Origin of the sequence: Microbacterium sp. A84 (assembly GCF_051842815.1) — a bacterium.
Taxonomy (GTDB): domain Bacteria; phylum Actinomycetota; class Actinomycetes; order Actinomycetales; family Microbacteriaceae; genus Microbacterium.
In genome coordinates this window covers 1,087,824-1,113,231 of the sequence record NZ_JBPXMS010000001.1, presented here as the reverse complement: position 1 = coordinate 1,113,231, position 25,408 = coordinate 1,087,824, and the positions used below count along the sequence as shown (strand labels likewise).

Genomic DNA, 25,408 nt, shown 5'->3' with positions numbered 1-25,408 from the left:
GGATGCCGCGGTCTAGACTGAACACGGATCGACGACGCTCCACAACCACCTTTTCTCTGAGCAAGGAGCACATACGTGGCACTCATTGAGGCTGTAGGCGCACGCGAGATTCTGGATTCACGCGGCAACCCAACCGTCGAGGTGGAGGTGCTCCTCGACGACGGCATCGTTCAGCGCGCAGCCGTCCCCTCCGGAGCATCCACTGGCGCATTCGAGGCGTACGAGCTTCGCGATGGAGACAAGAGCCGTTACGGCGGCAAGGGTGTCCTGAAGGCAGTCGAGGCTGTCATCGACGAGCTCGGCCCGGCTATCGAGGGTGTTGAAGCCAGCGAACAGCGCATCATCGACGGGATCCTCAACGAGACCGACGGTACCGAGAACAAGCAGCGCACCGGGGCAAACGCCATCCTCGGCGTCAGCCTCGCTGTCGCCAAGGCCGCCGCTGACAGCGCCGACCTGCCGCTGTACCGCTACCTCGGTGGCCCGAACGCGCACGTTCTGCCTGTGCCGCTGTTCAACGTCATCAACGGTGGCGAGCACGCCGACAATGGCATCGACATGCAGGAGTTCTTCATCGCACCGATCGGCGCGGAGAGCTACTCCGAGTCGCTGCGCTGGGGCGTGGAGACCTACCACGTACTGCGTGGCGAGCTGAAGGCTGCCGGCTACGCCACTGGCCTCGGCGACGAGGGTGGCTTCGCTCCCGACCTGCCCAGCAACCGTGAAGGTCTCGAGTTCCTGATCAAAGCAATCGAGAAGGCTGGCTTCACCCCGGGCAAGGACATCGCCCTCGGCCTGGACGTCGCGGCGACCGAGTTCTTCAAGGATGGTGTCTACCGCCTTGACAACAAGAACTGGTCAGGCCCCGAGCTGATCGAGTACTACGTCGGCCTGGTCAACGACTTCCCGATCGTCACGATCGAGGACGCGCTCGCCGAGGACGACTGGGACAACTGGAAGCTCCTCACCGATGCCCTCGGCTCGAAGGTGCAGCTCGTTGGCGATGACCTGTTCGTCACCAACCCGACACGTCTGGCCGACGGCATCAAGCGAGGCGTTGCCAACTCGCTGCTGGTCAAGGTCAACCAGATCGGTACGCTCACCGAGACGTTCGACGCTGTCAGCCTTGCCCAGCGCTCGGGCTACACGGCGATGCTCTCGCACCGTTCAGGCGAGACCGAAGACACCACGATCGCCGACCTTGCTGTCGCAACGAACGCTGGCCAGATCAAGACAGGTGCGCCCGCCCGCAGCGAGCGCGTCGCGAAGTACAACCAGCTTCTGCGCATCGAGGAAGACCTCGCTGAGGCCGCGGTGTTCGCCGGCCGCTCGGCGTTCCCCCGTTTCCAGGGCTGAACACTGACTGCGCAGAGCGACTGAAGAACTGAGACGAGAAGGGGGAGCCATGACGAGACGTCCGGCTTCCCCTTCTGGATCACAGGCTTCTCGATCACAGGCCTCTCGATCACAGGCTTCTCGACCTCAGGTTGACGTTCGGGAATGGGCCTCCGGCATCCGGCTGTCGGGATTCATGGTCATCATGCTCTCGCTCGTCGTGTTGGGCGCATGGGTACTTGTGCCGACGCTGGGCACCTACATCGATCAGCGTCAGAAGATCGCGGCGCTCGAAGCGTCCGTGCAGGTGAGTGCTGGCGAGATCAAGGCGCTCGAGCAGGAGCGCGAGCGCTGGGAAGATCCGGCGTACATCACCACTCAAGCGCGCGAACGCCTGTACTACGTCAAACCGGGGGAAGTGGTCTACCTCGTTGACAATGACCTCGATCCGGCGGCCCTGCCTCAAGAGCAGGCTCCGGTGAGCGATGAGCTCACGCAGACACCGGCCGATTGGATGCCGCAGCTTCTGCGCACGATCGCAGGCGCGGGTCTCGCCCAGACCGCCAGCGAAGCGCCGTAGGGGTTTCCACAGGATCATCTCCCGTAGGCTTGGATCGTGACGACACCGCCTTTCGACCCTCCCACATCTGCCGAGATCGACGTCGTATCGGCGCAGCTCGGTAGGCAGGCGCGCGGTGTGATCGGTATCGCTGCGCGGTGCGTCTGCGGCAACCCCACGGTCGTCGCCACGAGCCCGCGTCTGCCAGACGGCTCGCCGTTTCCGACGTTCTATTACCTGACTCACCCGGCAGCGACTGCCGCGATGTCGACGCTTGAGGCCACCCTGGTGATGCCTGAGCTCGCAGCCCTCCTTGTAGAGGATGAGGCGGTCGCGGCCGCCTATCATGCCGCGCATGAGGCGTACCAGGCAGACCGCGCGCAGTTCGGTGAAGTGCCCGAAATTGACGGCATCTCCGCCGGTGGCATGCCCACACGCGTGAAGTGCCTGCACGCACTTGCCGGCCATGCACTCGCGGCCGGTCCCGGAGTGAACCCGATCGGCGATGCCGCGCTCGAGCGTTCCTCGTGGTCTCCCGAGCGCTGCCAGTGCGATGAGCCAGGGGCAGCGATCGCATGACGCTGATGCGGACGCTGCGTGGCACCGTCGCGATTGCGGCAGTGGCGGCATCCGTCTTGCTCACTGGTGCTGCCGGCACACCTACGCCCGAGCCGTCTCCCACGCCGACGCCGACACCGACAGTGGCACCACCACCCGTCGCTGACGACCCGTCCGACCCAGTGCGCGCGAAGGAGTACTGGCTCGACGGCGCTGGTTTCCGCGAGGCCTGGTACACGACGCGCGGCAAGGGTGTGACGATCGCGATCATCGACACCGGCGTCGGCAAGGTACCGCTCACCTTCGGTGAAGCTGTCACCGGGGGCATAGACGTCTCCGGAAGCGGCACGCCAGACGGACGCTCGGCCGTCGGCGCCGTAGACCCCGACCACGGATCCTGGGTCGCCTCGCTCGCGGCAGGCCGAGGCAAAGCCGACGGCACCGGAATGATCGGCGTTGCACCCGAGGCGAATCTGCTCTCGATCTCGGTGGGCTTCGGCGACGCAGCTGTCGTGCCGTTCGTCGAACAGGTGGCAACCGGCATCCGCTGGGCTGTCGACAACGGTGCAGACGTCATCAACATGTCGTTCACGACGAACACGTTGGACTGGGACCAGAGCTGGGACGAGGCGTTCATGTATGCCTACGAGCACGACGTCGTCGTCGTGGTCGCGGCAGGCAACCGCGGTAGCGGCACCTCGGTCGTCGGCGCCCCCGCCACCATTCCCGGTGTGCTCACCGTTGGCGGTGTCGACCAGACCGGCACAGCAAGTCGTGAGGCCTCCACCCAGGGCATCACGATCGGCATCTCGGCACCCAGCGAGGGACTGCTCGGCATCTCCGCTGACGGCACTCTGAAGCCGTGGTGGGACGGCACGAGTGGCGCCGCCCCGATCGTGGCGGGTGCGGCCGCGCTGGTCCGGGCTGCGCACCCAGAGTTGGATGCTGCGAACGTGATCAACCGCATCATCAAGACGGCGATCCAGGTGGAAGAGATCACGGAAGTTCCGGACCCGAACTACGGCTATGGACTTCTGGACGCCTCTGCTGCGGTGTCAGCATCCGTTCCCCTCGTGGACGCGAACCCGATGGGGGATCTCGCGGAGTGGATCCGGCTGTTCCGCCGCGCGGACGCAGAACCGCAGCCAGACCCCGAGATCACACCTGTCGAAGTCGAGGCGCTTCCGGCGGCTGAGCCGCCCACAGAGCCGGGTTCGCCGCTGCTTCCGAGCGCTGAATCTTTGCGATACGGTACCCTGCCGCTCATTGCACTCACTGTGCCTGGTATTCTTGTGGGGCTAGGCGTCACCGCAGCTGCCCGGCTCATCCGATCGGCGCGCAGTAAACGCACGCCAGCAGCCTGACTAGGAGTTATCCCTCTGTGCCTGAGAACAGCACTGTGCCCAAGATTCTGATCGTCGGCGGCGGCTACGCGGGTTTCTATACAGCGTGGAAGCTCGAAAAGCAGCTCCGCAAGCGTGAAGCCGAAGTCACCATGGTCGACCCGCTTCCGTATATGACTTACCTGCCCTTCCTCCCGGAGGTCGCAGCAGGATCGATCGAACCACGGCACGCGGTGGTTGCTACTCGTCGTCACCTCAAGCGTACGAATGTGGTCGCCGCGAAGGTCACCAAGATCGACCACGCGAACAAGGTTGCCACCATCACCCCGGCTGAGGGCGCGGCATACGAGTTCGAGTACGACCAGATCGTCGTCACCGCAGGGTCTGTCTCTCGTACCTTCCCGATCCCTGGCATCGCCGACAACGCGATCGGCATGAAGTCGATCGAAGAGGCCGTCTGGGTTCGTGACAAATTGCTGTCGAACTTCGACAAGGCAGCCGCAATGCCTGCTGGCCCCGAGCGCGAACGACTGCTGACAGTCGTGGTCGTCGGTGGTGGCTTTGCTGGCATCGAGACTTTTGCCGAGCTGCGATCCTTCGCTTCTGCTCTCCTCAAGCGCTACCCGCAGCTCTCCTTCGAGGAGACGCACTTCCACCTCATCGAGGCCATGGGGCGCATCATGCCCGAGGTTTCGCAGCAGACCAGCGAATGGGTCCTCAAGGACCTCGCCAAGCGCGGCGCCAATGTGCATTTGGACACTCAGGTGACCGGAGCTGTCAACGGTGACGTGCAGATCTCCACCGGCGAAGTCATCCCGAGCGACATCATCGTGTGGACGGCCGGAGTCATGGCCAACCCGCAGGTGGTACGTGCCGGCGATCTGCCCACAGAAGAACGCGGTCGCATCCGTGCCGAGGCCACGCTGCGCGTCATCGACGCTGACGGCAAGGTTGTTGAAGGCGCGTGGACCGCGGGTGATGTTTCGGCTGTTCCCGACCTGACCGGCGGCGGCGTCGGCGGCTTCTGCGTTCCGAACGCACAGCACGCCGTGCGCCAGGCCAAGCGTCTCGCCAAGAACCTCATCGCTGTGCTTCGCGGCGAAGAGCCGGTGAACTACGTGCACAAGAACCTCGGCGCTGTCGCAGGCCTCGGCCTCGGTACCGGCGTCTTCCAGTCTGGGAAGTTCGCGCTCAAGGGCTTCCTCGCCTGGATCGCACACCGTGGCTACCACGGCCTGGCCATGCCGACGTGGGAGCGCAAGTTCCGCGTGCTGTGGGGCTGGTGGAACAACCTGTGGCTCGATCGCGACATCGTGAACCTTGAGAAGGTTCAGGAACCGCGTGCGTTCTTCGAGGAGTTCGCTTCGCGTCCGCGCCCGGCATCGGATGCCTCGGCACCTGCGAAGCCTGCTGAGGCCAAGCCTGCGGCCGCGAAGCCCGCTCAGGCGAAGCCTGCTGCGGTGAAGGCAGACGAGAAGCCTGCTGAGAAGAAGCCGGTTGCTAAGAAGCCTGCCGCGAAGAAGGCCCCCGCCAAGAAGGTTGTGGCTGACAACGCCGCGGCATCGACGGCGGAGAAGGTCGCACCGGCGAAGAAGGCTCCTGCCAAGAAGCCCGCTGCGAAGACAGCCGCCGCAGAGTAACTTCCAAAACACGCAATCCGCCCTTCCCTGCACACGGGAAGGGCGGATTTTGCGTTCTCGGCGGCGTAAGCCGGTGTAGAGCGGTGTAAGACTGTGGTGCCCCCACTGGGACTCGAACCCAGACTGAAGCGATTTTAAGTCGCCTTCCTCTGCCATTGGGATATGGGGGCGTGCATTCACCAGCCTATCTGCGCAGGAGATCCTGTGACGTCGTCCCGTGACGTCGTAGGGTGGGGGAGTGCTTGACCTCACCGCGACATCGACGTCCGCAGACACCCGCTCCTGGGAACATCCTGGCCGCTGGTGGCCGCGACTGACGGATGCCACCTCTCACCTCGCGGCGCCCGTCGCCGTCATCGATCTTGATGCGCTTCGGCACAACGCGATGGATCTGCTGGTGCGCTCCGGAGGCATCCCAATCCGCGTCGCATCAAAATCTGTGCGTGTTCGCGGGGTGCTCGACGCGGTGCTGAGGATCCCCGGGTACCACGGCATCCTCTCCTTCTCACTCGCCGAGGCGCTCTGGCTCTGTGAGGCCCACGATGACATCGTGCTCGGCTATCCGACGGTCGATCGCGCGGGCCTTGAGCGACTTGTTCATGACGAGGTCGCGGCGTCACGGATCACACTGATGGTCGACGACGTGGCGCACCTCGATTTCATCGACAGCATCGCCGCTGCGGGCCAGCGTGAAACGATTCGCGTCGCCATTGATGCTGATGCGTCATGGCGATCGGCGGCGCTCGGGCACATCGGTGTGCGCCGTTCGCCCCTGTTCACCGCTGCCGAGGTCGCCCGCTTCGCTCGGATGATCACGCGGCGTCCCGGCTTTCAGCTGGTCGGTCTGCAGATGTACGAGGCTCAGATCGCCGGTCAGGGCGATAACGGTCCGGACGCGCCGCTCATTCGGATGGTGCAGGCTCGCTCCCGCAGTGAGCTGCGCACGCGCCGCGCCGAGATCGCAGACGCGCTCACCGAGATCGCGCCGCTGGAATTTCTCAACGGCGGTGGTACCGGCTCGCTGGAGTTCACCGGCAGCGATGAGTCGGTCACCGAGGCATCCGCTGGCAGCGGCCTGCTCGGCGGGCATCTGTTCGATGGTTACCGCTCGTTTCGGCCAGCGCCGGCGACCGCGTTCGCCTTTGACGTTGTGCGCCGTCCGACAGAAGACATCGCCACGGTGCTCGGCGGAGGGTGGATTGCCTCCGGCCCCGCCGTCGCCTCGCGACAGCCGTTGGCAGTATGGCCCGAGGGGCTGCGCGCACTGCCCAGAGAAGCGGCGGGCGAAGTGCAGACGCCGTTGCAGGGCGCCGCAGCACGCCATCTGAAGATCGGCGACCGGGTCTGGTTCCGGCACTCCAAGAGCGGTGAGCCCGCCGAGCACATTAATGCGTACCACCTTGTCTCCGGCGCCGAGGTGATCGACGAGCTGCCCACCTATCGCGGCGAAGGAAAGGCTTTTCTGTGACACGACCCGGCGGTACCTGGCAGAACTGGGCCCGCTCGGCCCGCGTCCGACCTGCTCGCATAGAACGTCCGCGCTCACCAGAAGGCGTGCAGCGCGCCGTGCACGCGGCGATCGCGCACAAGCTACCGATCAAGGCTGTCGGCGCGGGTCACAGCTTCACCGGCATCGCCGTGGCACCCGGTGTGCTGCTGGAACTTGATGACATGCAGGGACTGGTGTCTGTCGACTCCCCGCGCGCGCGTGTGACGCTGCTCGCCGGCACTCGCCTGCATCGAATCCCGGGACTGCTCGCTCCGCATGGGCTCGCGATGCAGAATCTCGGAGACATCGATCGCCAGTCGATATCGGGTGCGATCTCCACAGGAACGCACGGCACGGGTGCGAGGTTCGGGGGACTTGCCACACAGGTGGTCGCGGTGACCCTGATCACAGCCGACGGTGAGTTCCTAGAGATCAACGAGGAGGAGAACGCGGAGCTGCTGCCTGCCGTGGCGCTCGGGCTCGGCGCCCTCGGCATCCTCGTCGACGTCACGCTGCAATGTGTACCGGCGTTCGTGATGCACTCGATCGACGAGCCCGCGCCCATCGAGGATGTGCTGGCGACGTTGGATGAGCGTGTCGCAGCGTCCGATCATTTCGAGTTCTACTGGTTCCCACACACCGATGTCGCGCTGACGAAGCGTCAGACGCGCCTGCCGGAATCGGCCCCGCGCCATCCGCTGCCGCGCGTCGGACGCTGGATCGATGAGACTCTGCTGTCCAACGGCGTGTACCGGGTGGTGTGCGCGGCCGGGCACGTGGTTCCGGCGATCACGCCGCCATTCAGCAGGCTGGCAGTGACACTCACCGGAGATCGCGATTACACCGACCGTTCACATACGGTGCTGACGCAGAGTCGCACTGTACGGTTCCGTGAGATGGAATACGCCCTGCCTGCGGAGAATGTCGTTCCGGCGTTTCGCGCAGTGCAGAAGCTGATTGCCCAGCGTGGTTGGAAGATCGAGTTCCCGATCGAGGTGCGCTTCGCCGCTGCGGATGATCGATGGTTGTCCACTGCGCATGGTCGTGCCAGTGGCTACCTCGCGGTGCACAGATACTGGCGCGCTGACCCGACGGAATATTTTGAGGCCGTCGAACAGATCTGTCTCGAACACGGTGGGCGCCCGCACTGGGGAAAGCTGCACACGCTGAACGCGGAGCAGTTGCGCGAGCGCTATCCACGCTTCGATGACTTCGTGACGCTGCGCGACCGGATGGACCCCGAACGCCGGTTTGCGAACCGATATCTCGATCGAATTCTGGGTGCGTGACGCGTCACCCAGTTCACATGCAGACTGCGTGGATAGTATGAAAAGAAATTCGGCTCTAGGGGGTTACGCGCCATGGAATGGCTCATTCCGGTTCTGATTGTCGTTGCAGTACTGGTGCTCATCGGCATCTACTTCTGGGCGACGTATAACTCCCTCGTGCAGCTGAACGTCCGTGTCGACGAGGCCTGGAGCGGCATCACGGTGCAGCTCAAAAGACGAGCCGACCTCATCCCGAACCTCATTGAGACGGTCAAGGGATATGCCTCGCACGAGAAGGCCGTATTCGAGAACGTTACGCGCGCCCGTGCAGAGACCCTGTCCGCGGGCAGCCCCGGTGAGGCAGGCATCGCCGAAGGCCACCTGCAGCAGGCGCTCAAGAGTCTGTTCGCAGTTGCCGAGGCATACCCGCAGCTGCAAGCCAGCCAGAACTTCCTTCAGGTGCAGCATGCCCTCGTCGACACCGAAGACAAGATCCAGGCGGCTCGCCGCTTCTACAACGGCGGCGTGCGCGAGTTGAACACGAAGATCAAGGTATTCCCGAACAACCTGTTCGCCAGGGGCCTCGGCTTCAACGAGCGGGAATTCTTCGAGGTTGCAGACAGCGCAACAATCGCCGAGCCGCCGCGCGTACAGTTCTAGTTCCGCCCGTCACCACACAGACAGCACGATGTCGTCAGCGGTGAAAGTCACGTCACCGCGCAGCGCCCACGTCAGGGTGCGGTAGGTCAGCGACTTCGCCGAGCCATCGAGCGCTGTGCCGGTGACCGTCGCGACGAGTGCGCCGCCATCTGCGTGGAATGAAGTCGGTGTGAGCGCAATGGTCGGTGTGTGGTCGATGCGGTAACTGATCTCGCTCACCGCACTGAAGTCTGCAGCCCAGGGGATGACCATGCCGCAGGATGCGGGAACGTGTGCAGCGGTTGCCGTGCAGATTTTCAGATAGTCGTCGAGCTGCGCTTGCGCCAGTTCAGTGGCCTCCGGTCGAAGAGCTGCGTGCAGCTCGATCTCCTGTGAGCTCCCGGGCAGAATCTGGAGCGCGGCGTGTGCGTCCAAGAAAGCGGCAGGAACCGCGACGACCGCATACTCGGCGGGTAACAGCGACACCGCAGAATCGGCCGTCAACGCGGCATCACCGATGCTGACCGGCACGTTGAACTGCACGGCGCCCAGCGCGGACGCGGCCTCCGGCACCCATCTGCCGGCCTGGTTGATCATCGAGAGCTCGGCGGTGAACTGCTCGTCACCCAACACGTACGAGACCGTGACGAGCGTCGACGATTCATCCTCGGCCGAGGATTCGACGGTGGCCTCGCTGAGATGCGCGCTGGCGGCGAGGAAAGCGGATGCCGCCTGCTCTGACGTCTCGACACCGGAGGCCTGCACGGCCTCCAGATCGCCGTCTGCGAGCGCGTGGAAGTATGCCAGGGCCTGGTCCTCAGCGCTGCTGCCGCGCGGCAGCAGAAACCAGACCAGCGCCGCTAGTGCCACGACAGCCGCCGCCGCAGCTGCGACGATCCAGATCGTGCGCCGCTTCATGCTGACTCCCGTGCGTGTACATGGCGTTGCACGCCGCCGCGTGCGACGTGCAAGGCTGCTGCCACGGCCTCCGCCGCGTCTCCCCACCCAGATACCGACACATTCTCCAAGCCCTGCCACGTCGCCGCGAGCGCGAGCTCACGCGCGATCGGCTCGGCGTCGCCGGGGCGAGCCTGCGGCTCCCACCAGGCGGACTGCACCTGCAGCGTGGACGACGCCCGATCAGCCTTGAGATCGACTCGTGCGACGATGCGATCGCCGACGAGTACCGGCAAGGAGTAGTAGCCGTAACGGCGTTTGTGCGCCGGTACGTAGATCTCGATGCGGTAGTCGAGAGCGAATGCGCGCAGCGCCCTCTCCCGGAACCAGACGACAGGGTCGAACGGGGTAAGGATCGCGACGGCATTCACTTGGCGGGGGAGCACAGCGTCTCGGTGCAGCCATGCGGGAACCGGTCGACCGCCTCGCTCCCACCCGCGCACATCCACCGGTTGAAGGTCCCCACTGTCGACGAGCTCGTCGACAGCCTGTCGAACGGCCTTGCGATCGCGGATGCGATAGTAGTCGGCGAGATCGGATTCGGTGGCGACGCCGGTGGATCGCGCCGCGCGGTGCACGAGTTCGCGGATCGCGTCGTCGCGGGGAACCACTCGCTCGCGGGCTTCATCGGGGATCACCTGCTCTTCGAGTGCGTACTGCCGCTCGAACCCGCGGCGGCCGCTGATGGCGACGTCTCCGGTACGCCAGAGGTGCTCGAGCGCGAGCTTCACGTCATCCCAGTCCCACCAGGTGCCACGCTCGCGAGGTGCGTCTGCCCTCAGCTGCGCCGGACGCAACGGCCCACGACCACGCAGCTCGTCCTTGACCCATGCGAGTGTGCGGGCGTTCTGACTCATCCACGACTCCGGATCGGCTTCCCAACGGGAGCGGAACGCGTCCATTCGGAATCGCCAGAGCGCCCAGTCATCGACCGGCACGAAAGTCGCCTCATGGGCGAGGTACTCCACGTAATGGGTGGTGCGAGCCAGGAAGACGCGGTCGAGAAGTGCCGGATCATAGCTGCCAAGGCGCGAGAACAACGGGAGGTAATGGCTGCGTGCGAAGACGTTCACCGAGTCGATCTGCAACACGCCGAGCCGCTCCATCGCCCGGTGCATATGACGCGCCGCCACCGCGGTCGCCGGACGGCGTCGGGTGAATCCCTGGGCAGCAAGAGCAACACGACGAGCCTGTGCGGCGCTGAGGGTATCGGACACCTGGTCAGCGTATCGCCCGGTCCGGACAACGCGACTGCCAGCAGTCACAGCGAGCACTCAGTACCGCCATTAGACTGACGACATGACGGATGAGCAGCGCCCTCGCAAGCGCGATCTTCTGTGGGGTCGTATGCCGACCGAGCGCACGGTCTCGACAGAAGCCGACAACGCTGTGCCTCTCGCTTTGCGGATCACCGCGAGCTACGCCTGGCGACTGCTCCTGGTCGCGGCGGCGGCAGGGGTGATCATCTGGCTGGTCATTCAGCTGAAGCTCCTCGTGATCCCGATACTGATCGGCATCCTCATCACAGCGCTGCTGTGGCCGGCCTTCGATCTGATGTTACGTAAGCGCTTCCCCCGCTGGCTCGCGATCGTCATCGCCCTGCTCGGAACACTCGCAATCGTGGCCGGGCTGCTCTGGCTTGTCGGTTGGCAGGTTGCTCGCGAATGGCCCTCGGTGCAGGAGAGCACCCTGCGAGCCGTCGACGAGTTCCGGCAATATCTGATGAGCGGCCCGCTGCACCTGTCGGCAGATCAGATTCAGCAGTACATCGACCAGGGCTTCGCGCTGATCCAGCAGCAGGCCGAGCTGCTGTGGTCCGGTGCGCTCGCGATCGGCTCTACGGCCGGGCATGTGGTTATCGGTACTCTGCTGACCGCCTTCGTCCTGATCTGCCTGCTCGCAGACGGCGGTGGCATCTGGCGTTGGACGACGAAGCTGTTCCCGCGCGACGCGCGACCGGCGGTCGACGCCGCGGCACGCAATGGCTGGCGGACGGTCGTCAACTACGCGAAGACTCAGCTGCTGGTCGCCACAATCGACTCGATTGGCATCGGACTCGGTGCGTTTCTCCTCGGCGTCCCCCTGGCGATTCCCGTGGCAGTGCTGGTCTTCCTTGGTGCGTTCATTCCGATCGTTGGTGCGGTGGCCACTGGTGCGGTGGCGGTATTCCTCGCGCTCGTCTACAACGACCCATGGAACGCCTTGTGGATGCTCGTCGTCGTGATCGGCGTGCAGCAACTCGAGGGTCACGTTCTGCAGCCGATCCTGATGGGATCCGCGGTGAAGGTGCATCCGCTCGCCGTGGTTCTGGTAGTCGCCGGCGGTTCGATGGTCGCAGGCATCCCCGGCGCGCTGTTCGCCGTGCCGCTGGCCGCGTTCGTCAACGTTGTTGCCGTCACGATCAGCAGTGGTTCATGGAAGACCGGCAGGCAACCTGCCGGTGATCTGATCTGGAGTACAGTGCCGCGGGAGCGGCGACGGAGGAATACATGAGTGCAGTCCCCAGTCTGGCCGAGTTCGAGGAAGCCGCACGGGGGCTGGCGGGCGTGATCTCCCATACGCCGACGCTGCCGTCCAGGGCGCTGTCTGACATTCTCGGTGAAACCGTCGTACTCAAGATGGAGAACCTTCAGCGCACCGGCTCGTTCAAGATTCGCGGGGCTGCGTACCGACTGTCGCAGCTCACCGAAGAAGAACGCTCCCGGGGTGTGGTCGCGGCATCAGCCGGCAACCACGCCCAGGGCGTGGCACTCGCGGCGCAGGCGCTCGGGATCGCGGCGACGATCTTCATGCCGTTGGGCGTACCCGTGCCGAAACTGCTCGCGACTCGTGGCTACGGCGCCGAGGTCGTGCTGGAGGGCGAGACCGTCGCGACATCTCTGCGACTCGCCGCGGAGTTCGCCGAACGCACTGGCGCGGTGATGATCCATCCCTTCGACCATCGCGACATCGTGATCGGGCAAGGTACGCTCGGCCTCGAGCTGATCGAGGATGCTCCTGATGTCGACACGATCCTCGTCGGCATCGGCGGGGGAGGCCTCATCGCCGGGGTTGCTGCGGCGGTGAAGGCTGCGGCGGCGAAGATCGGCCGCACGGTGCGGATCATCGGTGTGCAGGCAGAGAACGCCGCCGCGATGCCGTTGTCGCTTGCGGCGGGGCATCCGATCGAGATCGTGACGCAGCCGACCATCGCCGATGGCATCCTGGTCTCTCGGCCCGGCGACGTGCCCTTCGAGATCATCAAGGAGCTCGTCGACGAAGTCGTCACAGTGACCGACGATGACATCGCACGGGCGATTCTTATCCTGCTCGAGCAGGCCAAGGTCGTCGCCGAGCCCGCAGGGGCGGTCGGCGTCGCCGCGATCCTCGCCGGGAAGATCTCCGGCACCGGAAAGACCATGGCAGTGCTCTCGGGAGGCAATATCGACCCGCTGCTGCTGCAACGTGTCGTGTCACACGGGCTGGCAGCATCCGGTCGTTATCTGACCATCCGCATCCCGCTGCCCGACCGCCCCGGTCAGTTGGCACGCGTCTCTGAGCTCGTCTCGCAGGCAGGTGCCAACGTGATGGAGGTCATGCACACCAGGCACGGGCAGGGCCTGCAGATCAGCCAGGTGAGCCTGCAGTTGAGTATTGAGACAAGAGGGGCGGAGCACACCGAGCTGACGCTCGACACGCTCCGCCACGCCGGTTACAACCCGGAGGTCATCCCGGATTAATCCCCACGCCCACTCCAGACATCGCTACGCGCTGCCTGGAGCCTCTGGGCGCGTGGCCCCTCTCCGGGCAGACGTGTCGTGTTCGATCCTGGTGCGGGGTGTCAGCCGGAGAAGGTGTCGACCTTCACAACCTCTACCGCGATCGGCTTTCCGCTGGGAGCCTCGTAGCTGGTCTTTGCGCCGACCTTCAGGCCGAGAATGGCCTGGCCCAGGGGGCTGGCTTCGCTGTAGACATCCAGGTCAGTGCCACCGGCGATCTCGCGGCTGCCGAGCAAGAAGGTCTCTTCGCCTCCGGCGACGATAGCCGTGACGACGGTTCCCGGCTCGACGATGCCACGGCTCGCGGGCGCGACGCCGACCTTAGCGGTCTTGAGGAGCTGCTCCAGAGTGCGGATGCGGGCTTCCTGCTTGCCCTGCTCATCCTTTGCAGCGTGGTAGCCGCCGTTCTCCTTGAGGTCGCCTTCTTCGCGAGCCGCTTCAATGCGTTTCGCAATCTCGTCGCGACCGAGCGTGGAGCGCTGCTCGAGCTCGGCGACGAGTCGATCGTAGGCTTCCTGCGTGAGGAACGGTACCTGAGCGTCTGTGGACACAGCGTGCTCCTTTTGTGCGAACGCCCTTCAGGGCGGTGGGGGATATGCCAAGACGCCCCGGCAATGGGCCAGGGCGTCGGTCGTCTTAGGGGATTCTACGCGATCCAGCAGGTGTTCACCAAACCTGTGGTCGCCTCTGACACAGTCGGAACGGTGGTGCTGAGCTGCTGCGTATGGCTGTCGCCGCCTGGGATCTCCACGACCTTCCAGCCGACAACGCCGAACTCCTCATCCAGTGCCTCGACCGCGCAGACGACGTCTTTTCCCTGCGTCGCGCTGACCTGGAAATGCACTGTCACGCTGTGCTCGTCGACCACTTCGTAGCCGAGATCGTTGGCGCCGACGGAGTTCATCGATTGGCTGACGGTCATCCACCCGGCGATGGCGACCACGGCCAGTGCGATTACTCCGCCGATGATCCACGGCATTCGCCGTTTGCGGCCGCGACCGTATCGCTTGTCGAGTTCGAGTGCGGTCGTCACGTGGTGGGTCTTTCGGTCGTTAGGCTGGTAGTTCCAGGGTACGCGACCTGCGAATGAGAGGTGGACACTTGATGGTGATCTTCGCTGCAGAGACTCCGATTCCGACGCCGTCGATGACCGTCGACCCGAACTCTGTCACTCCAGGGCCTGCCGGGTTCGCTGTCATCATCATCGTGCTGATTGCCGTCATCTTGCTCATCTGGGACATGAACCGCCGTATCCGCCGTGTGCGCTACCGCGAAGAGGTGCGCGAAGAGCTGGATGCCGAAGAAGCAGCCAACGCCGCCGCGCAGGGCACGGATGCTGTCGCATCCGAAGACGCGGCATCCGATGATGCGGCATCCGATGACGCGACATCCGATGAAGGAAAGCCGCCCGCCTGAGCCAGGCTCAGTGCATTGTCATGCCGCCGGTGACGTTGAGTCCCTGGCCGGTCATGTAGTTGGCCAGATCACTGGCGAGGAAGAGGGCAACACCCGCGACGTCCTCGGTCGTACCGGTGCGCCCAAGCGGCACCTGCGAACGATCCTCCGCGGCGACCTCCTCAGCGGTCATGCCGCGAAGCGCACCGCCTTCGACGCGTTCACGGTGCTTCATCGGCGTCTCGATGATGCCAGGGCAGATCGCGTTCACCGTGATGCCGCGGGGTGCGAGCTCGGTAGCCATCGTCTTCGTCACGCCCATCACCGCGTGCTTCGACGCGACATAGGCGGTCATCCCGCGGTAGCCGTTCTTTCCGGCCTGCGATGAGATGAAGATGATGCGTCCGGTGCGGCTCTCGGCGATGAGCCGGCTCGCCACGCCTCTGGCGACAAGAAACGACCCCTTCGCGTTGACGTCGAGATTGCGGTCCCAATCCGCCCCTGTGGTTTCCGTCGCGAATCCCATGGTCGAGGTGCCGGCCGCCGTCACCGCGATATCGATCGTGCCTACGGCCTCGGAGACAGCATCCAAAACGCCCTCCACGGCAGCCTCATCGCTGACATCGAGACGTACCGACCAGTGGCGCTCTCCTGACTGCTGTAAGCCTTCAGGCACGCTCAGATCGGCGCAGACGACCGTTGCACCCTCGGCGAGGAAAGCGTCGACGATGCCCGCCCCGATTCCGCTGTTGCCTCCGGTGACAAAGACGATGCGGCTGTGAAGTTCGTCGAACATCACACACCCACGCGTGTGAACGCGTCGAGGCTGATGCCCTGCTCGAGGATGCGCTTGGACCACTCGCGGGCGCTGTGCAGGCTGTGGTCGCGGTAGTTGCCGCAGCTGATCGCGTCGACACCTGGCACATCGTCCCAGGTGATGTCCTCGGCGATTGCGGTGAGTCCGGCGCGGACGGCGGCGACCACATCGGCGACGCTCGGCTCGCCCCAGACGATGAGGTGGAAACCGGTGCGGCAACCGAACGGAGAGATGTCGATGACACCATCCAGCTGATCGCGCAGCCGGCTGGCGAGCACATGCTCGATGGTGTGCAGGCCTGCGGTCGGGATCTCGCCCTCGTTGGGTTGCACGAAGCGCACGTCGAAGTTGGAGATCGCGTCACCCTTGGGGCCAGATTCCACCGCAATGCGGCGAACGTAGGGGGCGTGAACTGCAGTGTGGTCGAGTGCGAAGCTTTCGACGTCAGCCATGGTGTTCTCCTTCGGCGTTGCTCACTGGGGTGCAGAGAGAACTTATCCGCGGATGTGTCCGAACATCACATCCTGTTACGCACCATTGCTCAGCGGTTGGACTCGTGTGCCAGATCAGCCCGGCAAACCGAGCGAAGGCGAGTACGGCGCGAGGGAAATTAGCAGACACGCAGTCCAGTGGCACAGGAATGCGAGGACAGTGCACAGATGGAAGATCTCGTGAAAACCGAAGTGGCCGGGCCACGGGTTCGGCTTCTTCATCGCGTAGACGATCGCGCCGCCGGTGTAGAGCAGACCGCCCACGCAGACCAGCACCATCATCGCCACGTTCGCCTGCAGCAGGTCGGCCATGTACATCACTGCAGCCCAGCCGAGCACGAGGTACAACGCGACGTACAGCCAGCGCGGTGCGTTGATCCAGAACACCCGGAACAGGATGCCGAGCGCTGTACCGCTCCAGACCAGGATGAGCAGCAGCGTCCCCTTGTCGGGGAGCAGCGCGTTCACGGCAAGAGGCGTGTAGGTGCCGGCGATGAGCAGAAAGATGTTCGCGTGGTCAATGCGTTTGAGGGTCAGCTTTGTCTTCGGACTCCAGTTGAAGCGGTGGTACAGCGCAGAGATGCCGAACAGCAGGAGCGAGCTCGCCATGAACACGGCAGCGGCCCACTTGGCGGGCGCGCCCTCAGCGAGCAGGATGAGCACGATGCCGGCAACGATCGCGATGGGGAACGTCCCCGCATGCAGCCAGCCCCGCCACGTCGGCTTGATCTCGACCTGGGCATCAGCCTGCGCAGCCTTCAGCAGCGGCAGTTCTGGCACGGGAGTGGCGTTTGCGTCGGGTGTGCTCACGTGCTCACTCTAGATCCCGGCCCATGCCGTTACATGCACGTATCCGGAGCCATACCCCAGAGAAAAGCGGAAGGCGCGGTAGCGTAGACACGTGAAAGCACGCACGAGCGAGGGCCGAGGGCCGCTGTACTGGCTGTACGGCAATCGGCTTCGACGCCAGCTGGATCCGGCATCCGTTCCGCACCACGTTGCGATGATGATTGACGGCAACAGGCGCTGGGCCCGTCAATTGGGCTTTGACTCTCCGGCGGACGGTCACCGCGCCGGCGCTGCCAAGATGCGTGAGTTCCTCGGGTGGTGCGACGACATCGGTGTGCGCGTGGTCTCGTTGTATCTGCTCTCCAGCGACAATCTGATCAAGCGAGACTCGAAAGAGATCGAAGACCTGATCGAGATCATCGCTGAACTTGCCGAGGCACTGTCTCAGGAGGGTGGCTGGCGCGTCAAGCACGTCGGTCGCACTGACATCATCCCTGATGAACTCGCTCGAGTGCTGCACGATGCGGAGGAGCGCACCAAGGAGCACACCGGCCTGCACGTGAACCTCGCGGTCGGCTATGGCGGGCGTCACGAAATCGTTGATGCGGTGCGGTCAATCATCGCGGAGCAGGACGCCTCCGGCGGCACGATGGAGAGCCTCGCGGCTCACCTCACTCCGGAGATGATCGGCGAACACCTCTACACCGGCGGTCAGCCCGACCCCGATCTGGTGATCCGCACCAGCGGCGAGCAGCGGCTCAGTGATTTCCTGCTCTGGCAGAGCGCGCACAGCGAGTTCTACTTCGTGGAGGCCCTGGGACCCGATTTGCGTGAGGTCGACTTCCTGCGAGCGATCCGCGATTACGCCGATCGGGATCGTCGCTTCGGCCGCTGAACTGCGCTCTTATGCAGTTGCATGGGACACTCATAGGGTGAGTACTTTCGATGACTACCTCGCCACTTTCGATGGTGACCCCGGATATCTCGACTGGGCAGCCTTCGGGCCGATATCGCCCACCGTCCGCGCCGAGGTCTTCGCCGACGCCGACCTGCTCGGCAGCGGGCGCCCCTCATCACGTGCGCTGATCGCCGAGCGCGTCGACCAGGCACAGGAATTCGCGGCCGAACTTCTCGACATCGACATCGACAAGGTCACCCTGCAGCCGTCGGCAACGCACGGTCTGATGCACGCGTTCTACGGGCTGAAAGGCACGGTGATCGCCTCTTCCGCAGAGTTCCCGAGCATCAGCATGACGTTGGAGCGCGCTGCGCAGGCATCCAATGGTGAACTCGCTCCGCGTTGGATCACGCCCGAGCACACCTTCGTCACTCCGGAGGCCGTCGCCGAGGCGTTGGACGATGACGTGACCGCGCTCGCTGTCAGCCACGTCGACTTCCGCACCGGCTACCGTGCCGATCTTGCAGCGCTGCGTGATGTTCTCGGGCCTGACCGCCTGCTGATCGTGGATGCAGTGCAATCCTTCGGCATCCTCGAAGAGGACTACTCCGTGGCGGATGTCGTCGTCGGACATGGCTACAAATGGCTACGCGCAGCGCGCGGGACCGGATTCGCGTCGTTCTCAGCGAGGGCCAGAGAGCGCATCGCACCGGTTCTGTCGGGGTTCGGAGGGGTCGAGGGTGGCCTTCCATTCGATGACCTGCCTGCGCCTGCGGCATCCGCTCGCGCCTATCAGATCAACGGCGCGGATCAGCTCTCCGTCGCTCGTCTCGCCATCGGTCTGCGCGACGTGCGCGACGCCGGGGTGGCCACGATCGAAGCGACGATCCGTGACCACGTCGACAGGATCTTCGAGATCGCCGATCGCCACAGCATCCCGGTACTCACGCCACGTGACCCCGCGCGCCGCGCAGGCATCGTCGCACTGGCGCCCGAGGCACCCGCCGCGCTCGCCGCAGCACTGACCAACGCCGGAATCGTCGCCACCACGCGGGGGTCAAGCGTGCGTGTCGCGCCGCATGCGGGCACGAGCGACGAGACGCTGCGGATGCTTGATGAGGCGATCGGAACCGCTGTCGTCCCCGGCGTCTGAGCGCGTTCAGCGGCCGTTCACAGAGGCTTAACCCTGCGTGGTGCGTGTCGCTCGCAGGCATCGGCCCGGTCAGTCGTACCTTCGAGGCATCGGGCACGGTGTCCGGTCGAGTCGGCCCTCAGGTCCGCGACTCGTGGCCCCAGGTCGACTCGTGGCTTAGCCGGGAATCATCCCGGGTCGGGAGTGGGTCGTGACCACACGTACAGCGCAGCAGTCCACCCGTCAGGTCTCGCGTCGGGCATCCTCAGGGAAACCCGATCAGGACCTCCGCACCTATGTGCTCGATACCTCGGTGCTGCTGAGTGATCCGCAGGCGTTCTTCCGTTTCGCTGAACACTCGATCGTTCTTCCGATCGTCGTGATCACAGAGCTGGAGGGCAAACGCCACGATCCAGAGATTGGCTACTTCGCCCGGCAGGCTCTTCGCCACCTCGATGATCTGCGCATTGCGCACGGCCGGCTCGACTTCCCGGTGCCAGTCGGCGAAGGCGGCACGCTGCGCGTCGAGCTGGGCAACACCGACGGATCGGTGCTGCCCAGCGGTATCCGGCTCGGCGACAACGACAGCCGCATCCTCTCGGTCGCCATGCACCTTGCCGAAAACGGCCAGGATGTCACGATCGTGTCCAAGGATCTGCCGATGCGCGTCAAAGCGGCCTCGCTGGGTCTTGCGGCGGAGGAGTATCTCGCGGAGCAAGCCGTGGACTCCGGGTGGACCGGCATCGCCAATCTCAACCTCTCCGGCGATGACATCAGCGACCTCTACGAGAGCGAAGTTGGTATCAGCGAGGACGCCAGGGGGCTTCCGGTCAACACGGGACTCATCATCCATTCCGAGCGCGGTTCGGCGCTCGGACGCGTGACAGGCGACGGCGAGTATCGACTGGTGCGTGGCGACCGCGAGCTGTTCGGGATGCATGGACGCTCGGCCGAGCAGCGCATCGCGATCGACCTGCTCACGGACCCGGATGTCGGAATCGTGTCTTTGGGCGGTCGGGCCGGGACAGGAAAGTCGGCCCTCGCGCTGTGTGCCGGACTCGAGGCGGTTCTGGAGCGGCAGCAGCAGAAGAAGATCATCGTGTTCCGGCCGCTGTTCGCCGTAGGCGGGCAGGAGCTCGGATATCTTCCCGGCGACCAGGGCGAGAAGATGGGCCCGTGGGGGCAGGCGGTCTTCGATACGCTCGGTTCGGTCGTCTCGGGCAATGTCATGGAGGAGGTCGTGGAGCGCGGCATCCTCGAAGTTCTTCCCCTCACGCACATCCGCGGTCGTTCGTTGCACGATGCCTTCGTGATTGTGGACGAGGCCCAGTCGCTGGAGCGCAACGTACTGCTGACTGTGCTCAGCCGCATGGGCCAGAACTCTCGCGTCGTGCTCACCCACGACGTCGGACAGCGCGACAACCTGCGGGTGGGCCGCTACGACGGCGTCGCTTCGGTGATCGAGACGCTGAAGGGGCACGACCTGTTCGCTCACGTGACGCTGATGCGCTCGGAGCGGTCGGCGATTGCCGCGCTGGTGACCGAGTTGCTGGAGGGTCGGGAACTTTCTTAGCCCGTTACACCAGTCGGAGATTGTTACACCCGTCGGAGGTTTCTTGGAGAAAACTCCGACGGGTGGAACGTCCTCCGCTGTCCGTAACGTTCACGCGTGGTCGCGGAGCCGAATCAAAGCCCCGATGATTGCCGATTGCACTGTCGGCCAGTCGTAGATGAGCTGCGCATAGTCGAAGTGCAGGGTCTCGTATCCCTGGATGGATGCCGCGGCATCCCGCTTCAGATCCTTATGGCGCATCGTCGTACCGTCGTGATTCTCCTTGCCATCTGCCTCGATGATTAGACTCCCACCGACGACGAAATCGACCCTGCCGACACCGGGTATCTTCACTTGGCATTCGAGTTGGATGCCGATGAGATGCAGCCGGAGCCGCAAAAGAGACTCCAGCCCGCTCTCCGCGTCGGCCCGTGCGAGCTCAACCAGCCAGCGAGCGGATGCCGGCAACAACGCCCGTACTCGGGCTCGGGCCGCGCGGGAGATTAGGCGCTGATTCCATGCCGATTCGAAAGCGGCGAAAAAGGCCTCCTCGCCCTGGCATCGGTACAGATGCAGGAGCGCTTGCTCTATCGAGGCGCGACCCAGCGGAGGTTCGCCCTGGTAGTAGTGGCTCACGCACGCACAGTCCGCATGTGCGCGAGCCTTCCCGGACGTGCCCATCCAGACGTGCGCCTCGGTGCCATCGTGAAGAACCCACACCTTGTGCATGCGCAGGACCGACGTGCAGGTGAGGGCGCCGCCATGGGCGATCGCATCGTGCACGATCGGCGGGAGCGATGGCACGGCGAACACTCCGCTGCGAATACGTTCGATGTTGCCTCTGGCGACGTGCCGAGACAGCATCATGCGCGTGACGCCGAACTTCTGCAGGCGTGAGCCCTTGGCCACGCCGCCGAACTGGGTGATGAGGTGGGCTGGATCGATCATCGATCCAGGGTCGTCATTTGTGTGCGGTTGTGGGGGCCGCGGCATCTGAATGTGGACAAAATCGCGGAATCCGGAAATGTGCAGAACAAGTCAGGGTGTGCCGACTAGCGGGGCCTGTTACGGAGGCCGGAGGTTTTGGCCCATGAACTCCGACGTGTGTCACAACCTCCGCCGTGCGTAACGGAGCGGTTGATCGGACGGCCGATACGATGTGCGGATGCCGGAAGAAAAAAGTCTCCTGTCGGAGAAGGACCTGCCCGTATCTGAGTACGGGTTTCCCGGTGCGCTGCGGGATCAACTCGTCGCCGCCATCCTCCGCGGAGAGAAGACCGCGACGACCTCTCTCGCCGTCGAGTACGAGATCGAGGGTGAACCGTTGCCCACTGTGGGCGATCGCGCCTTCGTGATCGACTCGGACGGCGAGCCTGTATGCATCGAGGAAATCGTGGGCGTACGGGTGGCGCGGTTGGCGGACGTGGACCTCGAACACGCGATCGCGGAGGGCGAAGGGTTTACGGCCGTTGCTGAGTGGCGCGTTGGGCATGAAGGATTCTGGCACGGCGCCGAGTACCGTGCGGCCATGGGCGACCCGACGTTCGCCGTCAATGACGAAACCACGGTCGTTTTGGTGCAGTTCCGTACGGAGCCGCTGCCTCAGGTGTGACACCTGGCGGGGCCTGTTACGGAGGCCGGAGGTTTTGGCCCAATAACTCCGTCGTGTGTCACAACCTCCGCCGTGCGTAACGGGCAGGGGTGTCGACGGGCACGGCCGACGACGGGCAGGGCCGGCGGCCAAGACCCCCAGAAATACGGATGCCGCGAGGGCTGAGCCCCGCGGCATCCGTGTCAGTCAGGCGTCAGCCCGGGTGGGTCATGCTCAGCAGGTCGAGCTTTTCGTCCAGCTGCTCAAGGGTGATCGCGCCATTTTCCACGTATCCGAGGGCAATGACGGCGTCGCGCACTGTGATTCCCTCAGCAACGGCGTACTTGGCGATCTTGGCGGCGGCCTCGTAGCCGATGAGCTTGTTCAGCGGCGTCACGATCGACGGGCTCATGCCCGCGAATGCGGCGGCGCGCTCGGTATTGGCGACAAGTCCGTCAATGGTCTTGTCGGCGAGAACACGCGAGGCGTTCGCGAGCAAGCGGATCGACTCCAGCAGGGCGGTGCCCATCACCGGGATGGCGACGTTGAGTTCGAATGAACCGGATGCTCCGGCCCACGCCACGGTTGCATCGTTGCCGATGACTCGAGCACACACCATGAGCACGGCTTCCGGGACGACCGGGTTGACCTTGCCGGGCATGATCGACGAACCGGGCTGCAGGTCGGGGATGTGCAGCTCACCGAGGCCGGTGTTGGGGCCAGAGCCCATCCAGCGCAGATCGTTGTTGATCTTCGTGAGCGAGACAGCGATGGTGCGAAGAGCTCCGGATGCCTCTACCAGGCCGTCACGGTTGGCCTGAGCCTCGAAGTGGTCCTTCGCTTCGGTGATCGGCAGCTCGGTCTCCTCTGCCAGCAGTGCGATGACCTTCTGCGGGAAGCCGAGCGGCGTGTTGATGCCGGTGCCGACGGCCGTGCCGCCGAGGGGAACCTCAGCGACGCGGGGGAGAGCCGACTGCACGCGCTCGATGCCCAGGCGAATCTGCCGGGCGTAGCCGCCGAACTCCTGGCCGAGGGTGACGGGGGTCGCATCCATGAGGTGCGTGCGGCCCGCCTTGACGGCATCCTTCCACAGCACAGCCTTCGCCTCGAGAGCCACAGCGAGGTGGTCGAGCGAAGGGATCAGCGTGTCGATCAATGCCTGCGTCACGGCGATGTGCACCGACGTCGGGAACACGTCGTTCGACGACTGCGATGCGTTGACGTGATCGTTCGGATGCACGGCAGAGCCGAGGATGCCGGTCGCCAGGGTCGCGAGCACCTCGTTCATGTTCATGTTCGATGAGGTGCCAGATCCGGTCTGGTAGGTGTCGACGGGGAACTCTGCGTCGTGTACGCCAGAAGCCACCTGGTCGGCGGCCTGAGCGATTGCATCTGCGATGGAACCGTCAAGTGTGCCGAGGGCCTTGTTCGCGAGCGCCGCAGCCTTCTTGATGCGTGCGAGAGCAGCGATCTGCGTCGATTCGAGCCCCTTGCCGGAGATCGGGAAGTTCTCCACAGCACGCTGCGTCTGCGCTCCATACAGCGCATTAATGGGCACGCGAACCTCGCCCATGGTGTCGTGTTCGATGCGGTATTCGGTATCGGTCACTTCGATCCCTCCTGGCTTGTGGGGACGTCTTTGATCCCCGTGTCGATTCCAACAGTGATGGCGGGCACCGCAGTGCCCTCGGAAAGTCGGTAGTTGGCGCCCACGATGCCCAGGCGGCCCTCAGTGACAGCGTCGCTGATCAGCTCGGAGGACTGCAACAGGTTGGCGACCGTGTTACGCAGGTGTTCACGACCGACCTGTTCCGCGTCGATGTCAGCGGGCGATGTTCCGCCGTTGGTGGCGAACACCTTGCGAGCGGCGGGGATGATCGGCGCGATCAGCTTCCAGATGTGCGGCGGCAGCGGGGCTGCGTCGATCGCGGTACCGTCGATGGCAGCGCGCACGGCACCGCATTCGTCATGTGCGAGCACGACGATCAGCGGGACCTTCAGGATCTCGACGGCATACTCCAGGCTGCCGACGATCGATTCGCCGATGACCTGTCCGGCGTTGCGCACGACGAAGAGGTCGCCGAGGCCGAGGTCGAAGATGATCTCAGCGGCCAGGCGCGAGTCGGAACAGCCGAACAGGGTGGCCACCGGATCCTGCGTGTGGGCGAGATCGTGTCGACGCTCGACATCCTGGTTGGGATGCCGGGGCTCCCCGCTCACGAATCGACGATTGCCGTCCAGCATCTGCTGCCACGCCGCCGTCGGGGTGAGAGGGGTCATGAGTTCTCTGCAATCTCTTCGATCTGTGGGATGAGCGACTCAGCGAGCTCAGCCGTCGATTCAGGGGAACGCGAGCCGTACAACAGCACGTAGTCGTCCCCTGCCTGCGTACCGATCGCGTACGAGACGTTGTCTGCCGCGTCGCGGTTGAGCGTGTAAACGTCCCACTCCAGGCCACCGATCTCAGTGGTGTCTGTTGCCGCGGTGCCGTTCAACATCTGAGGTGCCCACGCGGCATCGGCGTCGAAGGCCTGGGCGATGCGGATGAAACCGCGCTCGTCGTCGGCGGCGGGGGCGAGCGTGATGTTCCAGACGACCGTCGCTCCGCCCTGGAGTTCTGCCGCGTTGACACGCCAGAAATCATCCAGTTCAGGGACGATGGCCGGGCTCTCCATCGTGGATTCGACATCGCTGGCGATGCGCGCCACGTCGATCGCCTTCTCGGATGCCGGTGTGCCACGCGGCACGGCGAAGACGATGATGACCACGACTGCCACCGTGATGATGAGCGCCGCGACGAGATTGCGGAATGTCTGACTTGCCCGGTAATTCTTGCTGAACTCCGCCTTGCGGGCCGCGGTCTCTTGCGGTGTCTCCGCGCGGCCGAGCTCGGCGACGATGGGAGCGGGCTTGTTCATGAGTCGTCCTCATCGGATGCCGCGGTGCGTGCCTGTTCGAGACGGCGCTTCGCGCCCAGCAACCACTCTTCACAGCGTGCAGCGAGAGCCTCGCCTCGCTCCCAGAGAGCGAGCGAGTGCTCGAGGGTCGGCGCGCCCTGCTCGAGCTCGGCGACGACGCGCACGAGTTCGTCGCGAGCGGCCTCGAATGACAGTGTTTCCACGGGGGCGTCGGTCGAAGCAGTCACATCTTCCATTCTACGACCCCGCGCCGACGTCGCCTGGCCGTCCGGCCACGGC

At 64.6% G+C, this 25,408-nt stretch carries 27 protein-coding genes and 1 tRNA gene; 15 read left to right on the top strand and 13 right to left on the bottom strand.

Annotation, left to right across the window (positions count from 1 at the left end; genetic code table 11):
• Positions 1-75 precede the first annotated feature (75 nt).
• From eno to ACSU04_RS05570, 5 genes are all read left to right on the top strand, one after another.
• Positions 76-1,356 carry a phosphopyruvate hydratase gene (gene eno, locus ACSU04_RS05590; protein ID WP_439283673.1) on the top strand — a complete coding sequence of 427 codons (1,281 nt, stop codon included), beginning with the start codon at positions 76-78 and terminating at the stop codon, positions 1,354-1,356.
• 175 nt (positions 1,357-1,531) lie between these two features.
• Positions 1,532-1,915 (top strand): FtsB family cell division protein, encoded by a 384-nt coding sequence (locus ACSU04_RS05585; RefSeq protein ID WP_439283672.1) that lies wholly within the window; start codon positions 1,532-1,534, stop codon positions 1,913-1,915.
• 36 nt (positions 1,916-1,951) lie between these two features.
• Complete coding sequence (locus tag ACSU04_RS05580; protein ID WP_439288694.1) at positions 1,952-2,473, top strand: DUF501 domain-containing protein; 522 nt, start codon at positions 1,952-1,954, stop codon at positions 2,471-2,473.
• The gene (locus ACSU04_RS05575) at positions 2,470-3,816 is read left to right on the top strand and encodes a S8 family serine peptidase (RefSeq protein ID WP_439288693.1); all 1,347 of its coding nucleotides are present in this window, start codon (positions 2,470-2,472) and stop codon (positions 3,814-3,816) included. Before ACSU04_RS05580 ends, ACSU04_RS05575 begins: the two co-directional genes overlap by 4 nt.
• A 35-nt stretch (positions 3,817-3,851) precedes the next feature.
• Positions 3,852-5,435: an NAD(P)/FAD-dependent oxidoreductase gene (locus tag ACSU04_RS05570; protein ID WP_439289430.1), complete on the top strand. Its 1,584-nt coding sequence runs from the start codon at positions 3,852-3,854 to the stop codon at positions 5,433-5,435.
• A 94-nt stretch (positions 5,436-5,529) separates the two neighbouring features.
• Here the strand turns inward: ACSU04_RS05570 and ACSU04_RS05565 are convergent.
• Positions 5,530-5,605: transfer RNA gene (locus tag ACSU04_RS05565), tRNA-Leu, on the bottom strand.
• 68 nt (positions 5,606-5,673) lie between these two features.
• Here ACSU04_RS05565 and ACSU04_RS05560 point away from each other — a divergent pair.
• From ACSU04_RS05560 to ACSU04_RS05550, 3 genes are all read left to right on the top strand, one after another.
• On the top strand, positions 5,674-6,903 hold the full coding sequence (locus tag ACSU04_RS05560; protein ID WP_439288692.1) for an alanine racemase: 1,230 nt from the start codon (positions 5,674-5,676) through the stop codon (positions 6,901-6,903).
• Complete coding sequence (locus ACSU04_RS05555) at positions 6,900-8,213, top strand: D-arabinono-1,4-lactone oxidase (protein ID WP_439288691.1); 1,314 nt, start codon at positions 6,900-6,902, stop codon at positions 8,211-8,213. Before ACSU04_RS05560 ends, ACSU04_RS05555 begins: the two co-directional genes overlap by 4 nt.
• Before the next feature lie 72 nt (positions 8,214-8,285).
• Positions 8,286-8,852 carry a LemA family protein gene (locus ACSU04_RS05550; protein WP_439283664.1) on the top strand — a complete coding sequence of 189 codons (567 nt, stop codon included), beginning with the start codon at positions 8,286-8,288 and terminating at the stop codon, positions 8,850-8,852.
• A 9-nt stretch (positions 8,853-8,861) separates the two neighbouring features.
• On the opposite strand, the gene ACSU04_RS05545 is transcribed toward ACSU04_RS05550, so the two are convergent.
• Positions 8,862-9,749 carry a hypothetical protein gene (locus ACSU04_RS05545; RefSeq protein ID WP_439288690.1) on the bottom strand — a complete coding sequence of 296 codons (888 nt, stop codon included), beginning with the start codon at positions 9,747-9,749 and terminating at the stop codon, positions 8,862-8,864.
• Complete coding sequence (locus ACSU04_RS05540) at positions 9,746-11,005, bottom strand: winged helix-turn-helix domain-containing protein (protein WP_439288689.1); 1,260 nt, start codon at positions 11,003-11,005, stop codon at positions 9,746-9,748. Before ACSU04_RS05540 ends, ACSU04_RS05545 begins: the two co-directional genes overlap by 4 nt.
• A gap of 82 nt (positions 11,006-11,087) precedes the next feature.
• Here ACSU04_RS05540 and ACSU04_RS05535 point away from each other — a divergent pair, with 82 nt between their 5' ends.
• Both ACSU04_RS05535 and ilvA read left to right on the top strand, forming a co-directional pair.
• On the top strand, positions 11,088-12,281 hold the full coding sequence (locus ACSU04_RS05535; protein ID WP_439283660.1) for an AI-2E family transporter: 1,194 nt from the start codon (positions 11,088-11,090) through the stop codon (positions 12,279-12,281).
• Complete coding sequence (ilvA, locus tag ACSU04_RS05530; RefSeq protein WP_439283659.1) at positions 12,278-13,507, top strand: threonine ammonia-lyase; 1,230 nt, start codon at positions 12,278-12,280, stop codon at positions 13,505-13,507. The genes ACSU04_RS05535 and ilvA overlap by 4 nt, the downstream gene beginning before the upstream one ends.
• Positions 13,508-13,608: 101 nt before the next feature.
• Here the strand turns inward: ilvA and greA are convergent, their stop codons facing one another.
• Both greA and ACSU04_RS05520 read right to left on the bottom strand, forming a co-directional pair.
• Positions 13,609-14,097, bottom strand: a complete 489-nt coding sequence (greA, locus tag ACSU04_RS05525; protein ID WP_439283658.1) for a transcription elongation factor GreA — start codon at positions 14,095-14,097, stop codon at positions 13,609-13,611.
• Between the two features lie 95 nt (positions 14,098-14,192).
• Complete coding sequence (locus ACSU04_RS05520; RefSeq protein ID WP_439288688.1) at positions 14,193-14,579, bottom strand: DUF4307 domain-containing protein; 387 nt, start codon at positions 14,577-14,579, stop codon at positions 14,193-14,195.
• A 71-nt stretch (positions 14,580-14,650) separates the two neighbouring features.
• Between ACSU04_RS05520 and ACSU04_RS05515 the strand changes: the two genes are divergently transcribed.
• A complete protein-coding gene (locus tag ACSU04_RS05515; RefSeq protein ID WP_439288687.1) occupies positions 14,651-14,962 on the top strand; it encodes a hypothetical protein in 312 nt (103 codons plus the stop codon).
• 7 nt (positions 14,963-14,969) lie between these two features.
• On the opposite strand, the gene ACSU04_RS05510 is transcribed toward ACSU04_RS05515, so the two are convergent.
• The 3 genes from ACSU04_RS05510 to trhA all read right to left on the bottom strand — a co-directional run bounded on the left by ACSU04_RS05510 (position 14,970) and on the right by trhA (position 17,029).
• A complete protein-coding gene (locus ACSU04_RS05510) occupies positions 14,970-15,737 on the bottom strand; it encodes an SDR family NAD(P)-dependent oxidoreductase (protein WP_439288686.1) in 768 nt (255 codons plus the stop codon).
• Complete coding sequence (locus tag ACSU04_RS05505; protein ID WP_439283651.1) at positions 15,737-16,210, bottom strand: S-ribosylhomocysteine lyase; 474 nt, start codon at positions 16,208-16,210, stop codon at positions 15,737-15,739. The genes ACSU04_RS05510 and ACSU04_RS05505 overlap by 1 nt, the downstream gene beginning before the upstream one ends.
• 114 nt (positions 16,211-16,324) lie before the next feature.
• The gene (gene trhA, locus ACSU04_RS05500; RefSeq protein WP_439284001.1) at positions 16,325-17,029 is read right to left on the bottom strand and encodes a PAQR family membrane homeostasis protein TrhA; all 705 of its coding nucleotides are present in this window, start codon (positions 17,027-17,029) and stop codon (positions 16,325-16,327) included.
• 121 nt (positions 17,030-17,150) lie between these two features.
• Between trhA and ACSU04_RS05495 the strand changes: the two genes are divergently transcribed.
• The 3 genes from ACSU04_RS05495 (at position 17,151) to ACSU04_RS05485 (ending at position 20,641) form a co-directional block, all read left to right on the top strand.
• Entirely contained in the window at positions 17,151-17,933 is a 783-nt protein-coding gene (locus ACSU04_RS05495) for an isoprenyl transferase (protein ID WP_439285655.1), read from the top strand.
• Between the two features lie 37 nt (positions 17,934-17,970).
• Positions 17,971-19,089, top strand: coding sequence for an aminotransferase class V-fold PLP-dependent enzyme (locus tag ACSU04_RS05490; protein WP_439288685.1), 1,119 nt, complete (start codon positions 17,971-17,973; stop codon positions 19,087-19,089).
• A 277-nt stretch (positions 19,090-19,366) separates the two neighbouring features.
• Positions 19,367-20,641, top strand: a complete 1,275-nt coding sequence (locus tag ACSU04_RS05485) for a PhoH family protein (RefSeq protein ID WP_439285877.1) — start codon at positions 19,367-19,369, stop codon at positions 20,639-20,641.
• Between the two features lie 90 nt (positions 20,642-20,731).
• On the opposite strand, the gene ACSU04_RS05480 is transcribed toward ACSU04_RS05485, so the two are convergent.
• Complete coding sequence (locus ACSU04_RS05480) at positions 20,732-21,568, bottom strand: DUF559 domain-containing protein (protein ID WP_439288684.1); 837 nt, start codon at positions 21,566-21,568, stop codon at positions 20,732-20,734.
• A 217-nt stretch (positions 21,569-21,785) separates the two neighbouring features.
• Here ACSU04_RS05480 and ACSU04_RS05475 point away from each other — a divergent pair, with 217 nt between their 5' ends.
• Complete coding sequence (locus ACSU04_RS05475) at positions 21,786-22,232, top strand: ASCH domain-containing protein (RefSeq protein ID WP_439288683.1); 447 nt, start codon at positions 21,786-21,788, stop codon at positions 22,230-22,232.
• Between the two features lie 193 nt (positions 22,233-22,425).
• On the opposite strand, the gene ACSU04_RS05470 is transcribed toward ACSU04_RS05475, so the two are convergent.
• Genes ACSU04_RS05470 through ACSU04_RS05455 form a run of 4 tightly spaced genes read right to left on the bottom strand, consistent with a single transcriptional unit; the run spans position 22,426 to position 25,365 of the window.
• Positions 22,426-23,820: a class II fumarate hydratase gene (locus ACSU04_RS05470; protein ID WP_439285663.1), complete on the bottom strand. Its 1,395-nt coding sequence runs from the start codon at positions 23,818-23,820 to the stop codon at positions 22,426-22,428.
• Positions 23,817-24,491 (bottom strand): carbonic anhydrase, encoded by a 675-nt coding sequence (locus ACSU04_RS05465; RefSeq protein WP_439285665.1) that lies wholly within the window; start codon positions 24,489-24,491, stop codon positions 23,817-23,819. The genes ACSU04_RS05470 and ACSU04_RS05465 overlap by 4 nt, the downstream gene beginning before the upstream one ends.
• Positions 24,488-25,129 carry a DUF4245 family protein gene (locus ACSU04_RS05460; protein ID WP_439285666.1) on the bottom strand — a complete coding sequence of 214 codons (642 nt, stop codon included), beginning with the start codon at positions 25,127-25,129 and terminating at the stop codon, positions 24,488-24,490. Before ACSU04_RS05460 ends, ACSU04_RS05465 begins: the two co-directional genes overlap by 4 nt.
• Entirely contained in the window at positions 25,126-25,365 is a 240-nt protein-coding gene (locus tag ACSU04_RS05455) for an exodeoxyribonuclease VII small subunit (RefSeq protein ID WP_439285668.1), read from the bottom strand. Before ACSU04_RS05455 ends, ACSU04_RS05460 begins: the two co-directional genes overlap by 4 nt.
• Positions 25,366-25,408 lie beyond the last annotated feature (43 nt).

What these genes read in the sequence shown, in the direction of transcription:
- ACSU04_RS05505 (WP_439283651.1), bottom strand. Translation starts at nt 16,210, where the DNA reads ATGGCTGACGTCGAAAGCTTCGCACTCGACCACACTGCAGTTCACGCC.
- ilvA (WP_439283659.1), top strand. Translation starts at nt 12,278, where the DNA reads ATGAGTGCAGTCCCCAGTCTGGCCGAGTTCGAGGAAGCCGCACGGGGG.
- ACSU04_RS05515 (WP_439288687.1), top strand. Translation starts at nt 14,651, where the DNA reads ATGGTGATCTTCGCTGCAGAGACTCCGATTCCGACGCCGTCGATGACC.
- ACSU04_RS05475 (WP_439288683.1), top strand. Translation starts at nt 21,786, where the DNA reads ATGCCGGAAGAAAAAAGTCTCCTGTCGGAGAAGGACCTGCCCGTATCT.
- ACSU04_RS05455 (WP_439285668.1), bottom strand. Translation starts at nt 25,365, where the DNA reads ATGGAAGATGTGACTGCTTCGACCGACGCCCCCGTGGAAACACTGTCA.
- ACSU04_RS05535 (WP_439283660.1), top strand. Translation starts at nt 11,088, where the DNA reads ATGACGGATGAGCAGCGCCCTCGCAAGCGCGATCTTCTGTGGGGTCGT.
- ACSU04_RS05550 (WP_439283664.1), top strand. Translation starts at nt 8,286, where the DNA reads ATGGAATGGCTCATTCCGGTTCTGATTGTCGTTGCAGTACTGGTGCTC.
- ACSU04_RS05480 (WP_439288684.1), bottom strand. Translation starts at nt 21,568, where the DNA reads ATGATCGATCCAGCCCACCTCATCACCCAGTTCGGCGGCGTGGCCAAG.
- ACSU04_RS05585 (WP_439283672.1), top strand. Translation starts at nt 1,532, where the DNA reads ATGGTCATCATGCTCTCGCTCGTCGTGTTGGGCGCATGGGTACTTGTG.
- ACSU04_RS05510 (WP_439288686.1), bottom strand. Translation starts at nt 15,737, where the DNA reads ATGTTCGACGAACTTCACAGCCGCATCGTCTTTGTCACCGGAGGCAAC.
- ACSU04_RS05545 (WP_439288690.1), bottom strand. Translation starts at nt 9,749, where the DNA reads ATGAAGCGGCGCACGATCTGGATCGTCGCAGCTGCGGCGGCGGCTGTC.
- ACSU04_RS05575 (WP_439288693.1), top strand. Translation starts at nt 2,470, where the DNA reads ATGACGCTGATGCGGACGCTGCGTGGCACCGTCGCGATTGCGGCAGTG.
- ACSU04_RS05460 (WP_439285666.1), bottom strand. Translation starts at nt 25,129, where the DNA reads ATGAACAAGCCCGCTCCCATCGTCGCCGAGCTCGGCCGCGCGGAGACA.
- ACSU04_RS05465 (WP_439285665.1), bottom strand. Translation starts at nt 24,491, where the DNA reads ATGACCCCTCTCACCCCGACGGCGGCGTGGCAGCAGATGCTGGACGGC.